The sequence below is a fragment of the Arthrobacter sp. JUb115 genome (assembly GCF_004365035.1).
Taxonomy (GTDB): Bacteria; Actinomycetota; Actinomycetes; order Actinomycetales; family Micrococcaceae; genus Glutamicibacter.
Window position 1 is genome coordinate 170,788 of sequence record NZ_SOBS01000003.1, and the last position, 17,888, is coordinate 188,675.

Here is a 17,888-nt window from a genome sequence, read left to right on the forward strand (position 1 = left end):
GCAGGCGCGCGCCCGCGGCGAATCATCGGGATTCGTCGCGGGCGCGCCCAGTTCTGGCTGTCTTCAGAAGAGGTAGCTCATCAGCGAGGAGAACAATTCATCGGGGTCATTGGGCAAGCCCTTGGAAGTGAACCAATCGCAAAGGTTCACGCAATCACGGTGCAGGAAGTCCAAGCCGTTCGGGTTGCCGGCCAGATCTACGCACTGCGGAACATCGATTACTACCAGCCTTTCGCCGGAGACAAGAATGTTGTACGCGGAGAGGTCTCCGTGGGCGATGCCGAGCCCGGCAAATTTTTCCAGTGCTCCGGTGAGCTGGTCCCATAGCGATGGAAGGCGCGGGTCAAAGCGCGAGAGCTGCTGCAGGCGAGGCGCTGCCGCATGCGGATCGTCTGGATCGGCAATGAACTCCATGAGGATTTCGGTGCCATCTATTTGCACAGGGTAGGGAACAGGTATGCCCGCCTCGTAGCAACGGAGCAAATAGCTCCATTCGGCATTGGCCCACTGCAGAGCGGCGATCTGCTTGCCGTACGTGGAGTTGTTGCGGATAGCGCGGTTATCACGCGAACGCCGTGCGGAGCGCCCGTCGCTATAGGACTGCGAGCGGCTGAACTGCATTTGCTCGCGCGAACGATAGCGCTTTGCTGCCAGCAGGCTGCTGCGATCTTCGGTGGCACGTTCCAGCAGGAAGACATCGCCTTCCTTGCCCGTTTTCAAGATGCCCAGCTCGGTGTCGATGGCTGCGGCCTCTTCGATGAGCCAGTGCGGATACGGTTTGGGTCCGCGCAAGCCCTTCTCGATAAATGGCCATGTCGAATAACGTTGGCCGTTTGCCGGATCACCGGTCTCGGAGTCGTTCCACACCGGCTTGTGCTTGCTGAATTTCAGTTGTTGATCGGCATCCGTGGAGGCAGCGGCGATCAGTGGCGAATTTGCGGCCTCGAGGCCAGCGGGAGAATGCATCGGAAGTAGTCCTTGGGAGAAGGGGGAAATGGCTTGTTCAGGCGGTAAGCAATCATCGTTACCCCTCCTTCAATAGACTGATTGACGTTTGCCAATGACTAGAACAATACAACAGCCGGGCAATGTGTTGCAATAGGCTTATGAGCCACAGCCTTACCTACCGCAAGCAAGCCGGGGACCTGGACTGGAGCGGAGCCGTTAATGCGCGGCATATCTGCGGAGCCTTCTACCGCATGGGCAGGCATGAGTGGCTGACGGCTGAGGGCTGGCAGCAAATGCACGCTGCTGGCGTCAATAGGGTCATCGACCTGCGCAACCCGGATGAAATCCGCCGTCGCGAGCATGACCCAGCAGTGCCCGCGGCAAGCCTCGCAGGGATCGAGCTGGTGAACCTGCCGCTGGAATCGCCAGGCAATGAACGTTTCGAGTCGGTGGCGGTGCCGTACATGAATCACACCGGGATGTACCAGCTGGTCTGCGAGGAATTCGGCGACCACCTGCGGGCGGTGTTCGAGAGCCTCGCGACCGCGGATCAGGGCACGGTGGTCCACTGCTCGGCTGGACGCGACCGATCGGGATTGATAGCCACAATGCTGCTTCAGCTGGCTGGCTTGGATGGCCAGATCCTGCTCCATGATGAACTCGCGGTCAGGGGGATCAATGAGTGGCATCGCATTTCCCCTCGCAAGCACCCGTACGAAAGCTACCGCAGCGAAGAGCAAGTGCGGGCAATCATTCATGGCCGAGCTGGCGAACTGGAGAATTTCCTCAGGTGGCTCGGGTCCACGCGGAGGTATTTGCTGGACCAGGGAATGAGCGAGAACGCCGTGGAGCGCCTGCGCCAGCTGGCACGCTAAGAGCCAGGGGATCGCTGGCGAAGCAGCGAGGCGCACAAGTGTCCTCGATCACCCCTTCCTGCTATGGTTAACGGTAATACTGACCGACCGTTCAGGAAGGAATTGCGTCAATGACGACAGAACAGATCACCGTAGTACCCAGCTACATCGCGGGGAACTGGCATAGCCCAGCGGCACAAGGCGGAACCGAGGTCCGCGACGCCAATACCGGCGAAGTGCTGGTCACCGTCACCAAGGACAACTTGGATGTTGCTGGCGCCGTGGCATACGGCCGACAGACCGGCCAGCGCGAACTAGCCAAGCTCTCCTTGCATGAGCGGGCGCTCAAGCTCAAGGAACTAGCGCTGTACCTCAATGAGCGGCGCAAGGACCTGTACGAGGTTTCCTTCAAGACCGGTGCCACCAAAATCGACTCGATGGTGGACATCGACGGTGGCATTGGCGTGCTGTTCACCTTCTCTTCCAAGGGCCGGCGCGAACTGCCCAATTCCAACGTGATCCTCGATGGCCCCACCGAGCCGCTGAGCAAGGACGGTTCCTTCATTGGCACCCACATCTACACCGCGATGGCCGGCGTAGTCGTCCAGGTCAATGCCTTCAACTTCCCTGTCTGGGGGATGCTTGAGAAGTTCGCACCGGCCTTCATCGCCGGTGTGCCGACAATCGTCAAGCCGGCAACCCCCACCGGGTACCTCACCGAAGCGGCTGTGCGCATGATGCTGGACTCGGGCATCCTTCCAGAGGGTTCCCTGCAGCTGCTTTCCGGTTCTGCTCGCGACATCATGGACCACCTGGACTACCGCGATATGTTCGCCTTCACCGGATCGGCATCCACCGCAAGCAAGCTCAAGTCGCACCGCAACGTTATCGACGGAGGCGTGCGCTTCGCGGCTGAAACCGATTCCCTGAATGCAGCCATCCTCGGCCCCGACGCTGTGGAAGGCACCCCGGAATTCGACGCTTTCGTCAAGGTTGTCGTCAATGAAATGACGTCGAAGGCCGGCCAGAAATGCACCGCCATCCGTCGCAACATCGTGCCTGCAGCACAGGTGGATGCGGTCATTTCGGCCGTTGGCAAGCGCATCGATGAACGGGTGGTCATCGGCGATCCTCGAGTTGAGGGCGTCACCATGGGTGCCCTGGCTTCGCTGGAACAGCTGGCCGATGTGCGCGGGGCCGTCGAGGACATGATCGCTGCCGGCGGCGAGCTGGCCTACGGCCGCCTGGATGCCCCTGCGGTACGTGTCGCTCCCGAAAAGGACGCCGTGGCAGAAGGCGGAGCCTTCATGTCCCCAGTGGTCCTTCGCTGGAACGACGCGCGCAACCCGATGGTGCACTCGCGCGAAGCCTTCGGCCCTGTCAGTTCCGTCATCGGCTACAGCAGCGTTGACGAGGCCGTGGAACTGGCTGCCATGGGCGCCGGCTCGCTGGTCGCAACCGTGTGCACCAATGACGCCGAAGCCATGCGCGCCCTGTCGTTGGGCATTGCCGCGCACCACGGGCGCGTGCACATCCTGAACCGCGAAACCGCACGATCCACCACCGGCCACGGCTCTCCGGTTCCGCATCTGGTCCATGGCGGTCCAGGCCGGGCCGGAGGCGGCGAAGAACTGGGCGGCATCCGTTCGGTCAAGCACCACATGCAGCGCACCGCGGTGCAGGGCTCACCCAACATGATCACCGCGCTGAGCGGCGTCTGGCACACCGGTGCCCAGCAGTCCCTCGCTGGCAGCCAGCAGTTTGGCGGTAAGCCGCAGAACGTCCACCCGTTCCGCAAGTCGCTGGCTGAGCTGAAGATCGGTGACGGTTTCGTCTCGGATCTGCGTGAAGTCAGCTTGGAGAAGATCACCGAATTCGCTCACGAAACCGGCGATACCTTCTATGCGCACACCGATCAGGCCGCCGCCGAAGCCAACCCGTTCTTCCCGGGAATCGTGGCCCACGGCTACTTGCTGGTTTCCTGGGCCGCGGGACTGTTCGTGGAGCCCGCTCCGGGACCCGTCTTGGCTAACTACGGCCTTGAATCACTGCGATTCATCACCCCTGTAGCTGCCGGCGACTCGATTCGCGTCACCCTGACGGCCAAGAAAATCACCCCGCGCGTCACCGACGAATACGGCGAGGTTGCTTGGGATGCGGTGCTGCACAACCAGAACGATGAACTGGTCGCCACCTACGACGTGCTGACCTTGGTTGAAAAGACCGACTCGACCTATGCCAACTGGAACGGCTAAGTCCGGCTGACCCCTTCGCGGGAAACAAGAAATGGCGTTGGGCCACGATGAGGAAATCGTGGTCCAACGCCATTTTCGCGAAGCCTAGGAAGCGCCGTTGCTTCCGTGCTGCTTGTTCAGCTTCGCCAAGGTAGCTTCCTTGGCGGCATCCAGTGCCAGCTCGGCCTCGGAGAGCTCTGCAATGCCTTGACCGGCCTGGCCGGCGGCTGGCAGGTTGCGCCAGAGGAAGAAGCCGTACAGTGCCGCCAAGGCGATGAAGACGAACAGGCCCAGCATGCCCAGCATTGGGGAGATCAGGAAGTAGACGACCAGATCGGCAACGGCGGCCACGGCCAGCACCAGCCAGCCAGCTCGCACACCGCGGGCAACCATGACGAACGATGCGAAGATGGCCGCATCAGCGAAGTACAGCACCCAGATTTCCGGGGTTGCACTCATGAAGCCGCCATTGAAGAGGAACGGGCCGAAGCGCAAGGCGACCAGCAGGATCAGGCCCACGAGCAGGCCGAGCGCGGACCACACTGTCACCGCGGTGCTCGTGACCATGCGGGTGAACTTTCCCTTGAGCTCGTAGCGGGAGAAGCGCCAGAGGCCGAAGATTGCAATCAGCAGCAGCGGAACGGCGTCGATCAGGCCCAGCAGGTCGAACTGCATCGAAGAAATGACCGGGCCTACGAAGACACCCAGGATCAGGGTCCACCAACCCAGGTCGTTGCGGTGCGCCAGCAGTGCGGCGGAGACGAAGACGAGCAGCATGCTCGCAGCCGAGAGCAAAATCTGGACAAAGGAACTACTGCTGTCGGCGGTAGCCATGAAAAGGGTTTCTAAGATGGAATCCACAGCGCTCTTCACTTGGTTGATCGAGAATGACAGGTGCTAAAGCACCCCTTCGATGCTAACGGTGATTTCTGTGAGGACGGCAAGATTACAAGGTTGGCTGCGCCACATTGCAGCGGACGCCCAGCCCGGTTAGCGACGTCGGCTCCCGACTGGAAGGCGGGAGCCGATATGGGGAGCCCGGACTTGGAATCAGGCGCCGCCGGTATGCAGGCCGTTGAAGAGCAGCGAAACAGCCTGGTCCTCCAACTCGGGTCCGTCGATCGGCCCGTCAGCGCGGTACCAGTCCACCACTGAGTTGATCAAGCCGAAAAGCAGCCTGGCGGTGGCCCGAGGTTCCAAGTCGGCACGCAACTTGCCATCCGACTGCGCGGCAGTCACCAATTCTGCCAGCTGGCGGTCCATTGCGCGGCGGCGTTCCAGCGCCTGGCGTTCCAGATCAGTGTTGCCACGCAGACGCAACAACAAGGTCACGTAGGAACGCTTGGCCAGCAGGATCCTGAAGGTTGCGCGCAGGAAGAATTCCAGACGCTCATCCGCGGTGCCCTCATGCGAGCGGACCTCGGCGATCACCGCCTCCAGGGGAATCAGCGCCTCATCCAACGCTAGGCGCAGCAGGTCCTCTTTCGACGGGACATGGTGGTAAATCGCGGATTTGCTGATACCCAGTCGGTCGGCGAGCTTGCCCATGGAGGTCGCGTCGTAGCCGTATTCGTTGAATGCCTCGACAGCAATGCGCAAAACGGTTTCTTGATCGTAACCAGGGCGGCCACGCTTGGCCGGACGGTTGGCAGTATCGGTAGTTTCCATGATTAGTTGATTATCCCATGTCCCGGCGGAGGCTAGTTAGCGCGCATGTCGTAGATGCGCTTGAGCTTGCCCATGGAGCGTTCCAGGGATTCCGGTTCGACAACGTCGATGGCGCAGGAAGAACCGACATGGATCTTGATCAGCTTGGCCAGTTCCTTGGCGCCGTTGGTGGCATCTTCGATGGACGCCTCGCCGCGGCGCTCCACCTTCACCGCCAGCTGGTCCATGCGATCCGGACGGGTCAGGATCAGCTGGAAGTGCGGCGACAGGGTCGGCACCTTCAGGATCAATTCCTCGATCTGGCTTGGGAACAGGTTCACGCCGCGCAGGATGATCATGTCATCGCTGCGTCCGGTGATGCGGCCCATGCGGCGGTGGCCCGGTCGGCTGGTGCCAGGCATCAGGCGGGTCAAATCGTGGGTGCGATAGCGGATGATCGGCAGGGCCTGCTTGGTCAGCGAGGTGAAGACCAATTCACCGTGCTCGCCATCGGGCAGCACCTTGGTTTCGTCGAAGGCATCAATGATTTCCGGGCGGAAGTGGTCTTCCCAGATGTGGCTGCCATCCTTGCGTTCTCCGGATTCGCCGGCCACCCCGGGGCCCATGACCTCGGAGAGGCCGTAGATGTCGCAGGCGGTGATGTTGAACATCTCTTCCAGCTCGTGACGCATCTCTTCGGTCCATGGTTCGGCACCGAGGACGGCCACCTTCAGCGAGGTGGACCGCGGATCAAGGCCCTTGCGCTGCATGGCATCGCCAATGGTCAACAGGTAGGTCGGCGTGCACAGGATCGCATCAGGCTCGAAGTCCTGGATCAGCGAGATCTGCTTGTCGGTCTGGCCTCCGGACATGGGGATGACCGTCGCTCCGAGGTGCTCGGCGGCGGCATGCGCACCCAGGCCGCCGGTGAACAGGCCGTAGCCGTAGGCGTTGTGGACCTTCCAGCCTGGCTTGACTCCGGCCAGGCGCAGGCAGCGGGCGCCGAGCTTGGCCCAGTCCTCCAGGTCCTTCTTGGTGTAGCCAACCACGGTGGGCTGGCCAGTGGTACCCGAGGAGGCATGGATGCGGGCGACTGCATGCTGCGGGACGGCGAACATGCCGAAAGGGTAGTTCTTGCGCAGATCTTCCTTGTCGGTGAAGGGGAACTTGGCGAGGTCGCTCAGTTCCTTCAGGTCATCAGGGTGCACGCCAGCGGCATCGTACTTTGCCTTGTAGTACGGCACGTTGTTGTAGGCATGGTGCAGAGTTTCCTTCAAGCGGGTCAGCTGGATCGCTTCGATCTGCTCACGGCTCATGGTTTCTTCTGGATCAAGCGGATTCGGAAGGCTGTCGCGGTCGGTGTTCTGGGACATGCTGAAACTTTCGTGTCGAGTGGGCAGGGTGCTTAGCGGTTCTTCGGTTTCGGGACGGTGCGCGATCGTCCGCGGAACTCTGCGACGGTTTCAATTGAGCCGTCGGCCGCTGGCTGGGTCACCTTGATGTCGTAGATCCCGCTGCGGCCTTGCTGCGAGACACGGTTGCCGGTGGCAGTCAGCACTCGTCCGGGAATGGCTGGCTTGAGGAAGTTGACGTCGGCGCCGGAGGCTACCGTGATGGTCTCGTCGGAGCCTGCCTGCGGATTGCAGCTCAGTGCGAACGCAGTGTCGGCCAGAGCGAAGATCATTCCGCCGTGGCCAATGCCGAAGCCGTTGAGCATTTCCTGCCGGAGCGCCATGGTGATGACTGCGTGGCCGTCGGAGACCTCGACGACTTCGATTCCCATCCACTGGGTGGCGTAGTCATTGCGGAGAATGGCGTGCGGGACCGAATTCTCTAGCTGTGTTTCGCTCATCATCTTCCTTCGCCGAATTATTTACCGAACGATCATTAGGTAATAACATTATGTGAGCTAAGTCAAGTTATGCGGCCCTATCGGCGGTACTGTTTCAGCGATGAAGCGCAGCGGATTCAGGCGGTGAAAATTCGTTGATGGACGTCAAGGATGAAAGGTTCCTTGATCCGGTTGTAGTCCATGACCAGGCCGTTCTCGCCGTCGCTTGCAGCCAGTGCGCGGGCGGCTTCCCGCTTTACCGCGGCGTATGCCAAACGGTCGGCTTCATGGTGTTTCAGATGCTCGCGGAAAAGCACGAGCCGCAGATACTCGGGGCTTCCTGCACTGAAGACATGGATATTGGCCTCGGGGAGCCGCGAACCGGCAGCGGGCTTGAGCATGCGGTGGCCATACCAGCCAGGTTCACGGTGCCAAAGAAGCATGCCGCTGGATTCCAGCGCCGGAACGTAGGACGCTTCCTGATCCGCGTCGGGGACCAGCAAGACGATGTCGATGATCGGCTTGGCGGGCAGGTCCGGAACGGATGTCGAGCCGGTGTGTTCAATGGCCAACGCGGTGGCCCCCAGGACACTGGCGATTCGATGGTGCAGGCGGTGGAAGTCCCTGGCCCATTGCTTCGATGGCTCGGCAATCTCTATGAGGCCGCGCATCAGCTCTCCACCCACGGCCTCGTATTCCGGATCTTCATCTGGCTGGCCGGTGAGCAGCGGGTAGAAGGGCAAGGTGCACAGGTACCGCCGGGCATCCGGCCAGCGCGGGTCGGCAGAAGACTGCGAAACAACGCAACCCAGCGAGCGGTAAAAACCCACCGCATCCTCTGCAGTGGTGGCCCAAACGTTCTTCTCATGGCAGTCGCGCAGCTCAGCGAGCAGCCTCGAGCCCAGCCCCCGGCCCTGGTGGGATGTTTCCACGGCCAGGTATTCAACGCACACCGCGTATTTGCCGCTGTGCCGGTAGGCGGCCAGTGCCGCAATATCGCCCGCGGCAGTGGCGATGGCAAGCACCTCAAGGCCTTCGCATTCATCGAGCAGCGCTTCGAGCGCCTGCTCGTTGGCAGGTTCGGCGGCCAGCACCAGCAAGCGGCGAATCGCAGGGTCGTTGCGGTAGTCGCTGATCTTGATGTGGTGCATGGCCGCCGTTCCTTTGCTACTTAGATTTCGTCGGTGCATCCCAGGGCGTCCAAGGCGAAGGCGTAGTCCCACGCGCGGGCCTTCCAGGACTCGTAACGTCCCGAAGCGCCGCCGTGACCGCCATCCATTTCGGTCTTCAGCACAATCGGGGCCTGTCCGGTACCGACTTCCCGCAGCTTGGCCACCCATTTGGCTGGCTCCACATACAGTACACGGGTGTCATTGAGCGAGGTGACCGCAGCGATCTTCGGGTAATCCTGTGCTGTGACGTTTTCGTAGGGAGTGTAGGACTTCATGTAGTCGTAGACCTCCTTGCTCTCGATCGGGTTGCCCCATTCTTCCCATTCCAGTGCCGAGAGCGGAAGCTCTGGATCCAGGATGGAGGTCAAGGCATCGACGAACGGCACCTGGGCGATGATCGCGGTATACAGCTGCGGAGCCATATTCGCGACAGCGCCCATCAGCAGTCCGCCGGCCGAACCGCCCAGGGCGGCGATGCGCTGCGGATCGGCCCACCCGGAATCGAGCAGGTACTGTGTGGAATCAATGAAGTCGGTGAAGGTGTTCTTCTTGTGCAGCTTCTTGCCTTGCAGGTACCAGTTGCGGCCCAGCTCGCCGCCGCCGCGCACGTGGGCAATGACAAAGACCACTCCGCGATCCAGCACGCTCAAGCGAGGGATGCCGAAACCAGGATCCATGGAGGCCTCGTAGGAACCGTAGCCGTAGATCAGCACCGGCTGGGGAACCGAGGTATCCAGGTCGGCACGGCGCATGATGGTCAAGGGGATCTTGGCGCCATCGGCCGCGGTGGCCCACTCGCGGGTGGACAGGTACTTGGCAGGATCGAAGTTGTTCACCGGGGTCTGCTTGCGCAGCACCAGCGACTGGTTCTGGAGCCACAGGTCGTATACGCGGGCCGGGGTGAAGTCTGCGGTGTAGCCGATGCGGATCAACGGAGCATCCAGCTCGGCAAAGGTCGCCGAGGCAGTGAACAGCTCATCATCGAAATCCGGTTCAATGGCCGGCTGCTGGGCTTTGGTGCCCAATCCGTCCAAGGCGATCAGCTGCACGCGCTCGCAGGTATCTCGGCGCACCGAGAGCACCACGTGCGAACCGGTCAGCGCGGTGCCTTCGATCTTGACCGTGTCCTCGTGGGCCACCACGGTCTGCCAGTGCGCCGGGTCGGCGTTTTCGCCCAGCTGGTCCAGGGATGCCAGCGACACCATGTTGTTCGGTGCCTGGTGATCGTGGGTGATCAAGGCCTGGCCGGCGCCCGGCATCAGGTCGATTCCGTGCAGCAGGCGCAAGGAGCGCGGCACCAGCAAGGTCACGGCAGCCGAAGGCTCGGCCAGATCCAGCATGCTGGTTTCAGCGTATTCGGAGTTGCCGCTGGAGATCATCAGGGTGTTGCGGTCCGGGCTCAGATCGAAGCCGAGCCACATGCCAGGATCATTTTCCTCGAAAATGATCTTGTCCTGCGTTGGGAGGGTCCCCAGCAGGTGAGCGCGAATCTGGTGTGGCCGCCAGGTTTCGTCAACCACCGTGTAGAAGACAGTTGAAGAATCGGGGGAGAAGGCCAGGCCGTAGAACACTCCTTCAATGGTGTCGCTCAGCAGCAGGCCGGTGTCCAGGTCCTTGATGAAAAGGGTGAATCGCTCATCGCCCGCATTATCGACACAGTAGGCAAGCAAGTTGCCTGCTTCATTCAACGCCATGCCGCCGAGCGAGAAGAACGGCTGCCCTTCGGCTAAGGCGTTGCCATCAAGCAGCACCTCTTCGGCAGGCAATGCAGTTTCCGCGTCGATGACCGGGGGAGTCCAGTCGGCAACAAGGTCCCCGGTGTCCGATGCCTTGACGCGGCACTGGATGGTGTAGGGCTTGCCTTCGGCCGAACGGGTGAAGTACCACCAGCCGCGGCGTCGCACTGGAACCGACAAGTCGGTTTCAACGGTGCGTGCCTTGATCTCGCTGAACAAGGCATCGCGCAGCGGCTGCTGGCTAGCGGTAATGGTGTCGGTGTACTCGTTTTCTGCGGTCAGATGCGCGATGACATCCGGGTTGGCTTTCTCCCGAAGCCACTCGTAGTTGTCGATGAAGTCATCGCCGTGGAAGCTGCGGGTGGTGGGCAGCTTTGCGGCACGCGGTGCATTGGCGGTCAACGATTCTGGAGTCATACCCCTATTCAATCCCACTGCCGTGCTATGCGGGTGCAGCTATGCTCAGCGCGGACAGAACAGCGGTTTCAAACCGATAACGATGCAAGTGCAGGCGAGTCGCGGGGTACCGGCTAGGCTTTATAAGTCCTAGGCTTGCAGGCAGAACGTATCATCTGCACCTTGGGCCATTCGCCCTTCAGTACGAGAAAGCGATACATCAGTGGAAAAGAAAAGAACAGCTGCCCCCACAGGGCGCCTGGCCCGATGGATAGCCGCGGCTGCCATCGGTTTGATGGCCCTGGTCGTCGGGGCACCCTCGGCCGTGGCCCAAGGCAGTGAAAGCGTCGAGGGCCAGACCTACGTCATCGGCACGGATACGACTTTCGCGCCCTTCGAGTTCCGCCAGAACGGCGAACTGACCGGTATCGACATGGATCTTCTGCGCGCCATTGCCGAAGACCAGGGTTTTGAAGTCGAGATCAGGTCCCTGGGCTTCAATGCGGCTTTGGCCGCCCTTTCCTCCAACCAGGTGGATGGCGTGATCGCCGGCATGTCGATTACCGACGAGCGCAAGGAGATCTACGACTTCTCCGAGCCGTACTTCGAGTCCGGCGTGCAGATGGCTGTCGCTGCCGGCAATGACGAGATCACCGGTTACGAGGACTTGGAAGGCAAGACCGTTGTCGCCAAGACCGGCGCCGAGGGCGAAAGCTATGCAAAGTCCATCGCCGAGGAATACGGCTTCGAGGTCAAGTCCTTGGACCAGTCGGCCACCATGTACGAATCGGTCAAGGCCGGTTCTGCAGTTGCCGTCTTCGACGACTACCCGGTGCTGGCCTACGGCATTGCCCAGGGCAATGGCCTGAAGACCGTCACCGACAAGGTCCCGGGCGGTTCCTATGGCTTCGCCGTGAACAAGGGCGAGAACACCGCGCTGCTGGCAGCGTTCAACGACGGCTTGGCCGAGCTGAAGGCCAACGGCGAGTACCAGCAGATCCTGGACTCCTACCTTGCCGACCCGACCGCAGCGGCGCCAAGCAACTTCTTCGACCTGCTGGTCAAGTCCATTCCCGCATTGATGACCGGTCTGTGGCACACCCTGCTGGTGACCGCGATTTCCTTCGCCATTGCCATGGCATTGGGCCTGGTCTTCGGCTTCATGAAGATCTCCGGGAACATCGTGCTGCGCGGCATCGCCACGACCTTCGTGAACATCTTCCGCGGCACCCCGTTGCTGCTCTGGGCCTTCATGTTCTACTTCGGCCTGCCGCAGCTGACCGGCTGGGAGATCAGCGTCTGGACCGCAGGCGTGCTGACGCTGTCGCTGAACGCCGGTGCCTATGTCGCCGAAATCGTTCGCGGCGGTATCCAGTCGGTGGATCCAGGGCAACTTGAAGCATCCCGTTCGCTGGGCCTGGGCTATGGCAAGTCGATGCAGAAGGTCGTGATCCCGCAGGCTTTCAAGATGATGACCCCGTCGCTGATCAACCAGTTGATCATCAGCCTGAAGGACTCCTCGTTGCTGCTGGCTATCGGCTTCACCGAGCTGCTCTACCAGGGCCAGCAGATCTACGCGGCGAACTTCCGTGTCACTGAGACCCTGCTGATCGTGGGCATTATCTACTTCATTGCCATTATGGCGCTGACCAAATTGGCAAATTATGCCGATCGGAGGTTCAACAAGTGAGCACCGTAACTGAGCAAAGCTCCAACGTGAAGATCCAGGTCAAGGACTTGCACAAGTCCTTTGGCTCCAACAATGTCCTCAAGGGCATCGACATGGATGTCCGCGAAGGCGAAGTGGTGTGCGTGATCGGCCCTTCGGGGTCCGGCAAGTCCACCTTGCTGCGTTGCCTGAACAAGCTTGAGGACATTACCTCGGGCAAGGTGGTTGTCGATGGCTTTGATGTCACCGACCCCAAGGTGGACATCAATGAGGTGCGCCGCCATGTAGGCATGGTGTTCCAGCACTTCAACCTGTTCCCGCATATGAGCGTGGCAGAGAACATCATGCTGGCGCCGGTCGAGCTCAAGAAGATGAGCAAGGCGGAAGGCCGGGAGCGCGCACTTGAGCTGCTGGAACGCGTGGGCTTGCGCGAGAAGGCCAACGCCCGTCCGGCCTCGCTCTCTGGCGGCCAGAAGCAGCGTGTGGCCATCGCCCGCGCGCTTGCCATGGCCCCGGGCATCATGCTCTTCGATGAGGCTACCAGCGCTCTTGACCCGGAGATGGTCGGAGAAGTGCTGCAGGTTATCAAGGAGCTGGCCGACACCGGAATGACCATGGTTCTGGTGACCCACGAGATGGGCTTTGCACGCGAAGTCGCTGACCGCGTGGTCTTCATGGCTGATGGTGTTGTCTGCGAGCAGGGTGCGCCCGAACAGCTGTTCGGCAACCCGCAGCAGGCGCGTACCCAGGACTTCTTGTCCAAGGTTCTCTGAGCCGTACCGCCAAGCCAGCGGAAAACCGTGCTGTCCACGACCAGATGAAACTGGTTGCGGGCAGCACGGTTTTTTCGTGACGAAGCTTACGGGACAAAAACCTTCATATGCTTGAAGGTTCAACTTATTCCCTTGTAGAGTTGGAGCAGTAGCCACACGGGATCTTCCCGTGCCCCAATCCCTAGGAGTTAAAATATGTCCGCTCTGGAAAACAACCCGGGTCTGCAGACCGCTGCGCGTACCCTGCTTCGCTTGGCCTTCGGCTTCCTCTTCCTGGCTCATGGCTGGCAGAAATACTTCCAGTTCACCATCGAGGGCACCACTGCGGCCTTTGGCCAGATGGGCGTTCCTGCTGCCGGTTTGATTGCTCCAGTGGCGGCAACCCTGGAGATCGCCGGCGGCGCCGCGATCATCCTTGGCCTGCTGACCCGCGTCTTCGCTGGCCTGCTGGGCCTGCAGATGATTGCCGCCCTGTTCATGGTTCATGCCTCAGGTGGCGTGTTCGTGGAAAATGGCGGCTTCGAGCTTGTCCTGGCACTGGCTGCCGGCGCGCTGGCACTGCTCTTGACGGGCCCAGGCCGCATCTCGCTTGATGCGCTGATATTCAAGGGCAAGAAGTCGGAAAAGGCGCTGGCTAACGCCTAATCCCCAGCTTCAAGGAAACCCCGGGAATTCTTTCCCGGGGTTTTGTTGTGCCTGGAGTGGGTTGGTGTTGACGTGATCGAACGCACTCTGACATACTGAACGAACGGTCAGTATGTAATTTGTTTTCGATGAGGTGAACCCATGGCCCCGACCACACCGCAGGAGCCGGGACTGAGTGCCGTCCCGAGCTACGAAGAAGAGCAGTCCCAAGCGCGTTTCGACGCCTTGATCGATCAGGACTCCCGCGTCGAGCCACGCGACTGGATGCCTGAGAAGTACCGCAAGACCCTCAGCCGCCAGATCTCCCAGCACGCGCACTCCGAAATCATCGGCATGCAGCCTGAGGCCAACTGGATCACCCGTGCTCCCTCGCTGAAGCGCAAGTCAATTCTGATGGCCAAGGTGCAGGATGAAGCCGGGCACGGGCTCTACCTCTACTCGGCTGCCGAGACCCTGGGCACCACCCGCGACGAGTACAACGAGCAGCTGCTCTCCGGCAAGGCCAAGTACTCCTCGATCTTCAACTACCCTGCACGCACCTGGGCGGATATGGGTGCTATCGGCTGGCTGGTCGATGGTGCGGCCATCGCCAACCAGGTTCCGCTGTGCCGCGCCTCCTACGGCCCCTACGGCCGTGCGATGGTGCGCGTGTGCAAGGAAGAATCCTTCCATCAGCGCCAGGGCTTCGAAATCCTGCTCTCGCTCTCCCGCGGCACCGAGGCGCAGAAGAAGATGGCCCAGGACGCCATCAACCGCTTCTACGAACCCTCGCTGATGATGTTCGGTCCGCCAGATGACCAGTCGCCGAACTCCCAGCAGTCCATGGCCTGGAAGATCAAGCGTTTCTCCAATGACGAACTGCGCCAGCGCTTCGTTGGCATGATTGCCGAGCAGGTCAAGGTCCTTGGCCTGACCCTGCCGGATCCCCAGTTGCACTTCGATGAAGAGAAGAAGCAGTGGATCCACAAGGATTTGAACTGGGATGAATTCATGGCAGTGATCAAGGGCAATGGCCCGGCCAACGCGCAGCGGCTGGAACGCCGCCGTGAAGCGCACCGCGAAGGTGCCTGGGTCCGAGAAGCCGCCGCAGCATACGCAGCAAAACAAGCACGAAGTGAGGTCGCCTAGCATGAGCCAACAGAGCAATTGGCCCCTGTGGGAAGTATTCGTCCGTTCGTCCCGAGGACTCTCGCACGTCCACGCCGGATCCCTGCATGCACCGGATCAGCAGATGGCACTGCGCAACGCCCGCGATCTGTACACCCGCCGCAATGAAGGCGTCTCGCTATGGGTCGTAAAATCCTCGGACATCATCAGCTCCGACCCCGGTGAAAAGGATTCCTTTTTCGAATCCCCGCAGGGCAAAGACTACCGCCACGCGACCTATTACAAGGCCAGTGAGGGAGTGAAGCACCTGTGAAGCACGAAGAACTCGACGAAGCGCTCGATAGCTTCGGCGACGCGCTGGCCTCGGCCACCCGCGTCACCCCGGGCAATGCCCTGCGTCCGGAGGACATCGCCGTGGACGGCGTCAAGCCAAGCGAAGAGGTTGCGCGCTACGCGCTGACCCTGGGCGACGATGCCCTGATCCTGGCGCAGCGCATGTCGCACTGGATTTCCCGCGCTCCGGAACTGGAAGAAGATGTTGCCCTGGGCAATATCGCCCTGGATATCCTGGGCCACGCCCGCTCGTTCCTGACCTACGCCGGACTGGCCTGGGACAAGACCGAAGACGAATTGGCCTACTGGCGCGAGGAAGAAGAATTCACTTCGCTGTGGATTGTCGAACAGCCTAACGGCCACTTCGGCGTGACCATCATCCGCCAGCTGATCGTTTCGATCTTCCAGAACCTGCTCTACAAGCAGCTGGCGCAGTCAAAGGACGAAACCCTGGCCGCCATCTCGGCCAAGGCAGTCAAGGAAGTCGACTACCACCGCGACCACGCCATCCAGTGGACCATCCGCCTGGGCATGGGGACCGAGGAATCAGCGTCCAAGATGCGCCATGCCCTGGAAATCCTCTGGCCGTACGTCGATGAGATGTTCCGCGATGAGGAAGTCCACCAGGACCTTGCGGGCATCGCCGTGCTGCCCTCCACCCTGCGCGGTGCATGGGATGAAGAAATCACTGCGGTACTGGCCGACGCCGGACTGGAGATTCCTGCTACCGGACAGGCCATGGCCTACGGACGCCGCGGCGAGCATTCGGAGCACCTGGGCTACCTGCTGGCAGAGATGCAAGTTCTCGCCCGCAAGCATCCCGGTGCCAGCTGGTAACTACGCAACATTTTTGCCCGAAAAGGGGGAAGCAGTCTTGAGCAAGACGATCGCTGGCGCCAAGGACCTGTTCGCTATCGCCTCCCAGGTGACCGACCCGGAAATTCCGGTGCTATCCATCGCGGACCTGGGAATCCTGCGCGAGGTGGAGATGGCCGAGGACGGAACCGTGCAGGTAGTCATCACCCCGACCTATTCAGGTTGCCCGGCGATGGATGCCATCAATGGCGACCTGTACACCGCTTTCGCAGACGCCGGATATGAAAAGGTTGACGTCAAGCTGGTACTGAGCCCGGCGTGGTCAACGGACTGGATGACCGCGGAAGGCAAGGCCAAGCTCGAAGAGTACGGGATTGCCCCACCGACCGGCCAGGGCCACGCAGGCCGCGTCACCCTGGGCATGAGCGTGAAATGCCCGCGGTGCCACTCGCTGAACACCCGGGAGTTGGCCCGCTTCGCCTCGACTTCCTGCAAGGCGCTCTACACCTGCAAAGACTGCTTGGAACCCTTCGACTACTTCAAGGTGCTCTCATGACCGAAAAAACCACTCCCACCCGACGCCGGGCATCCTTCCATCGGCTCACCGTCTCGAACGTGCGCCGGTTGACCAAGGACTCAATTGAAGTCAGCTTCGCCATCCCTGGCGACTTGAGCGAGGAATACGACTACGTCGCAGGCCAGTACGTGGCGTTGCGCAAGGAAATCCCCAACGCCGAAGGCGAGCTGGTCGAACTGCGCCGTTCGTACTCGATCTGCGCCGCCCCGACGGGCGACGAGATCAAGGTGGCGATCAAGCGCGACCTGGGCGGCCTGTTCTCCACCTGGGCCAACGAGTCCCTGGCCGCAGGGGACCAGATCGATGTGATGAGCCCTGCCGGCGCTTTCATCTCCAAGCACAAGCTCACCCAGATCAATAACCCGTCGACCATCGACACCAAAGCGCAGGACCGTTTCGTGGCCGTCGCCGCCGGCTCGGGCATTACCCCGGTGCTGGCCATTGCCCGCACGATCCTCGAAGCCAATGAGCACACCCGCTTCGACCTGATCTACGCGAACAAGGCCGCCATGGACGTCATGTTCCTGGAGGAACTGGCCGACCTGAAGGACCGCTACACATCCCGGCTGGCACTGCACCACGTGCTCAGCCGCGAACAGCGCATTTCGCCGTTGCTTTCGGGCCGCATCGACGCCGAGAAGCTCACCACGCTGCTGACCAGCGTGGTCCAGGCACCGAATGTTGACGAGTGGTTCCTTTGCGGCCCATTCGAGCTCGTCCAGTTGGTCCGCGACCAGCTGGCCAGCTTGGACGTTCCCGCCGAGAAGGTCCGTTTCGAGCTATTCACCACCGGCGAGCCGACGAAGCCGCAAGGGCATATCGGCCGTCCCGTGGTGGCGGACGAGAATGAGGAAAGCTACGAGATCAGCTTCAACCTCGACGGCCTGAAGGGCGAGGTCAAGTCGCCGGTGCGGGCCAACGAAACCGTGCTGAACGCTGCCTTGCGCGTGCGTCCGGATGTGCCGTTCGCTTGCGCTGGCGGCGTGTGCGGCACCTGCCGTGCCAAGGTCACCTGCGGTACGGTCACCATGGCCGAGAACTACGCGCTGGAACCCGACGAAGTCGAAGCCGGCTACGTACTGACCTGCCAGTCGCACCCAACCAGCGAAAAGCTGAGCGTCGACTTCGACGCCTAGAAAGGCCAGGACGG

General features: G+C 61.2%; 17 protein-coding genes. 10 read left to right on the top strand and 7 right to left on the bottom strand.

Going from position 1 to position 17,888, the window contains the following annotated elements:
* Nucleotides 1-63 precede the first annotated feature (63 nt).
* Complete coding sequence (locus EDF61_RS06290) at nucleotides 64-966, bottom strand: serine protein kinase RIO (protein ID WP_133833589.1); 903 nt, start codon at nucleotides 964-966, stop codon at nucleotides 64-66.
* Nucleotides 967-1,106: 140 nt separating this feature from the next.
* On the opposite strand from EDF61_RS06290, the gene EDF61_RS06295 reads away from it, so the two are divergent.
* Both EDF61_RS06295 and paaZ read left to right on the top strand, forming a co-directional pair.
* Nucleotides 1,107-1,823 carry a tyrosine-protein phosphatase gene (locus EDF61_RS06295; RefSeq protein ID WP_166650714.1) on the top strand — a complete coding sequence of 239 codons (717 nt, stop codon included), beginning with the start codon at nucleotides 1,107-1,109 and terminating at the stop codon, nucleotides 1,821-1,823.
* Between the two features lie 110 nt (nucleotides 1,824-1,933).
* Nucleotides 1,934-4,057 carry a phenylacetic acid degradation bifunctional protein PaaZ gene (paaZ, locus tag EDF61_RS06300; protein WP_105662536.1) on the top strand — a complete coding sequence of 708 codons (2,124 nt, stop codon included), beginning with the start codon at nucleotides 1,934-1,936 and terminating at the stop codon, nucleotides 4,055-4,057.
* 84 nt (nucleotides 4,058-4,141) lie between these two features.
* Here the strand turns inward: paaZ and EDF61_RS06305 are convergent, their stop codons facing one another.
* From EDF61_RS06305 to EDF61_RS06330, 6 genes are all read right to left on the bottom strand, one after another.
* Nucleotides 4,142-4,870 (bottom strand): nicotinamide mononucleotide transporter, encoded by a 729-nt coding sequence (locus EDF61_RS06305; protein WP_133833591.1) that lies wholly within the window; start codon nucleotides 4,868-4,870, stop codon nucleotides 4,142-4,144.
* A 216-nt stretch (nucleotides 4,871-5,086) separates the two neighbouring features.
* A complete protein-coding gene (locus EDF61_RS06310; protein WP_105656933.1) occupies nucleotides 5,087-5,704 on the bottom strand; it encodes a TetR/AcrR family transcriptional regulator in 618 nt (205 codons plus the stop codon).
* A gap of 32 nt (nucleotides 5,705-5,736) precedes the next feature.
* Nucleotides 5,737-7,056, bottom strand: coding sequence for a phenylacetate--CoA ligase family protein (locus EDF61_RS06315; RefSeq protein WP_105656932.1), 1,320 nt, complete (start codon nucleotides 7,054-7,056; stop codon nucleotides 5,737-5,739).
* A 32-nt stretch (nucleotides 7,057-7,088) separates the two neighbouring features.
* The gene (locus tag EDF61_RS06320; RefSeq protein ID WP_105656931.1) at nucleotides 7,089-7,535 is read right to left on the bottom strand and encodes a hotdog fold thioesterase; all 447 of its coding nucleotides are present in this window, start codon (nucleotides 7,533-7,535) and stop codon (nucleotides 7,089-7,091) included.
* A gap of 116 nt (nucleotides 7,536-7,651) precedes the next feature.
* Complete coding sequence (locus EDF61_RS06325; protein WP_166650715.1) at nucleotides 7,652-8,665, bottom strand: GNAT family N-acetyltransferase; 1,014 nt, start codon at nucleotides 8,663-8,665, stop codon at nucleotides 7,652-7,654.
* 20 nt (nucleotides 8,666-8,685) lie between these two features.
* On the bottom strand, nucleotides 8,686-10,839 hold the full coding sequence (locus EDF61_RS06330) for a S9 family peptidase (protein WP_133833592.1): 2,154 nt from the start codon (nucleotides 10,837-10,839) through the stop codon (nucleotides 8,686-8,688).
* A 202-nt stretch (nucleotides 10,840-11,041) separates the two neighbouring features.
* Here EDF61_RS06330 and EDF61_RS06335 point away from each other — a divergent pair, with 202 nt between their 5' ends.
* From EDF61_RS06335 to paaE, 8 genes are all read left to right on the top strand, one after another.
* Nucleotides 11,042-12,508: an amino acid ABC transporter substrate-binding protein/permease gene (locus EDF61_RS06335; RefSeq protein ID WP_105656928.1), complete on the top strand. Its 1,467-nt coding sequence runs from the start codon at nucleotides 11,042-11,044 to the stop codon at nucleotides 12,506-12,508.
* Complete coding sequence (locus EDF61_RS06340; RefSeq protein ID WP_105656927.1) at nucleotides 12,505-13,260, top strand: amino acid ABC transporter ATP-binding protein; 756 nt, start codon at nucleotides 12,505-12,507, stop codon at nucleotides 13,258-13,260. Before EDF61_RS06335 ends, EDF61_RS06340 begins: the two co-directional genes overlap by 4 nt.
* 195 nt (nucleotides 13,261-13,455) lie before the next feature.
* Complete coding sequence (locus EDF61_RS06345; protein WP_105656926.1) at nucleotides 13,456-13,905, top strand: DoxX family protein; 450 nt, start codon at nucleotides 13,456-13,458, stop codon at nucleotides 13,903-13,905.
* 141 nt (nucleotides 13,906-14,046) lie between these two features.
* Entirely contained in the window at nucleotides 14,047-15,033 is a 987-nt protein-coding gene (paaA, locus tag EDF61_RS06350; RefSeq protein ID WP_105656925.1) for a 1,2-phenylacetyl-CoA epoxidase subunit PaaA, read from the top strand.
* A 1-nt stretch (nucleotide 15,034) separates the two neighbouring features.
* Nucleotides 15,035-15,325, top strand: coding sequence for a 1,2-phenylacetyl-CoA epoxidase subunit PaaB (paaB, locus tag EDF61_RS06355; protein ID WP_105656924.1), 291 nt, complete (start codon nucleotides 15,035-15,037; stop codon nucleotides 15,323-15,325).
* Complete coding sequence (paaC, locus tag EDF61_RS06360) at nucleotides 15,322-16,182, top strand: 1,2-phenylacetyl-CoA epoxidase subunit PaaC (RefSeq protein ID WP_105656923.1); 861 nt, start codon at nucleotides 15,322-15,324, stop codon at nucleotides 16,180-16,182. The genes paaB and paaC overlap by 4 nt, the downstream gene beginning before the upstream one ends.
* Nucleotides 16,183-16,219: 37 nt before the next feature.
* Nucleotides 16,220-16,717 carry a 1,2-phenylacetyl-CoA epoxidase subunit PaaD gene (gene paaD / locus EDF61_RS06365; protein WP_105657077.1) on the top strand — a complete coding sequence of 166 codons (498 nt, stop codon included), beginning with the start codon at nucleotides 16,220-16,222 and terminating at the stop codon, nucleotides 16,715-16,717.
* Nucleotides 16,714-17,874, top strand: a complete 1,161-nt coding sequence (gene paaE, locus EDF61_RS06370; RefSeq protein ID WP_105656922.1) for a 1,2-phenylacetyl-CoA epoxidase subunit PaaE — start codon at nucleotides 16,714-16,716, stop codon at nucleotides 17,872-17,874. Before paaD ends, paaE begins: the two co-directional genes overlap by 4 nt.
* Nucleotides 17,875-17,888 lie beyond the last annotated feature (14 nt).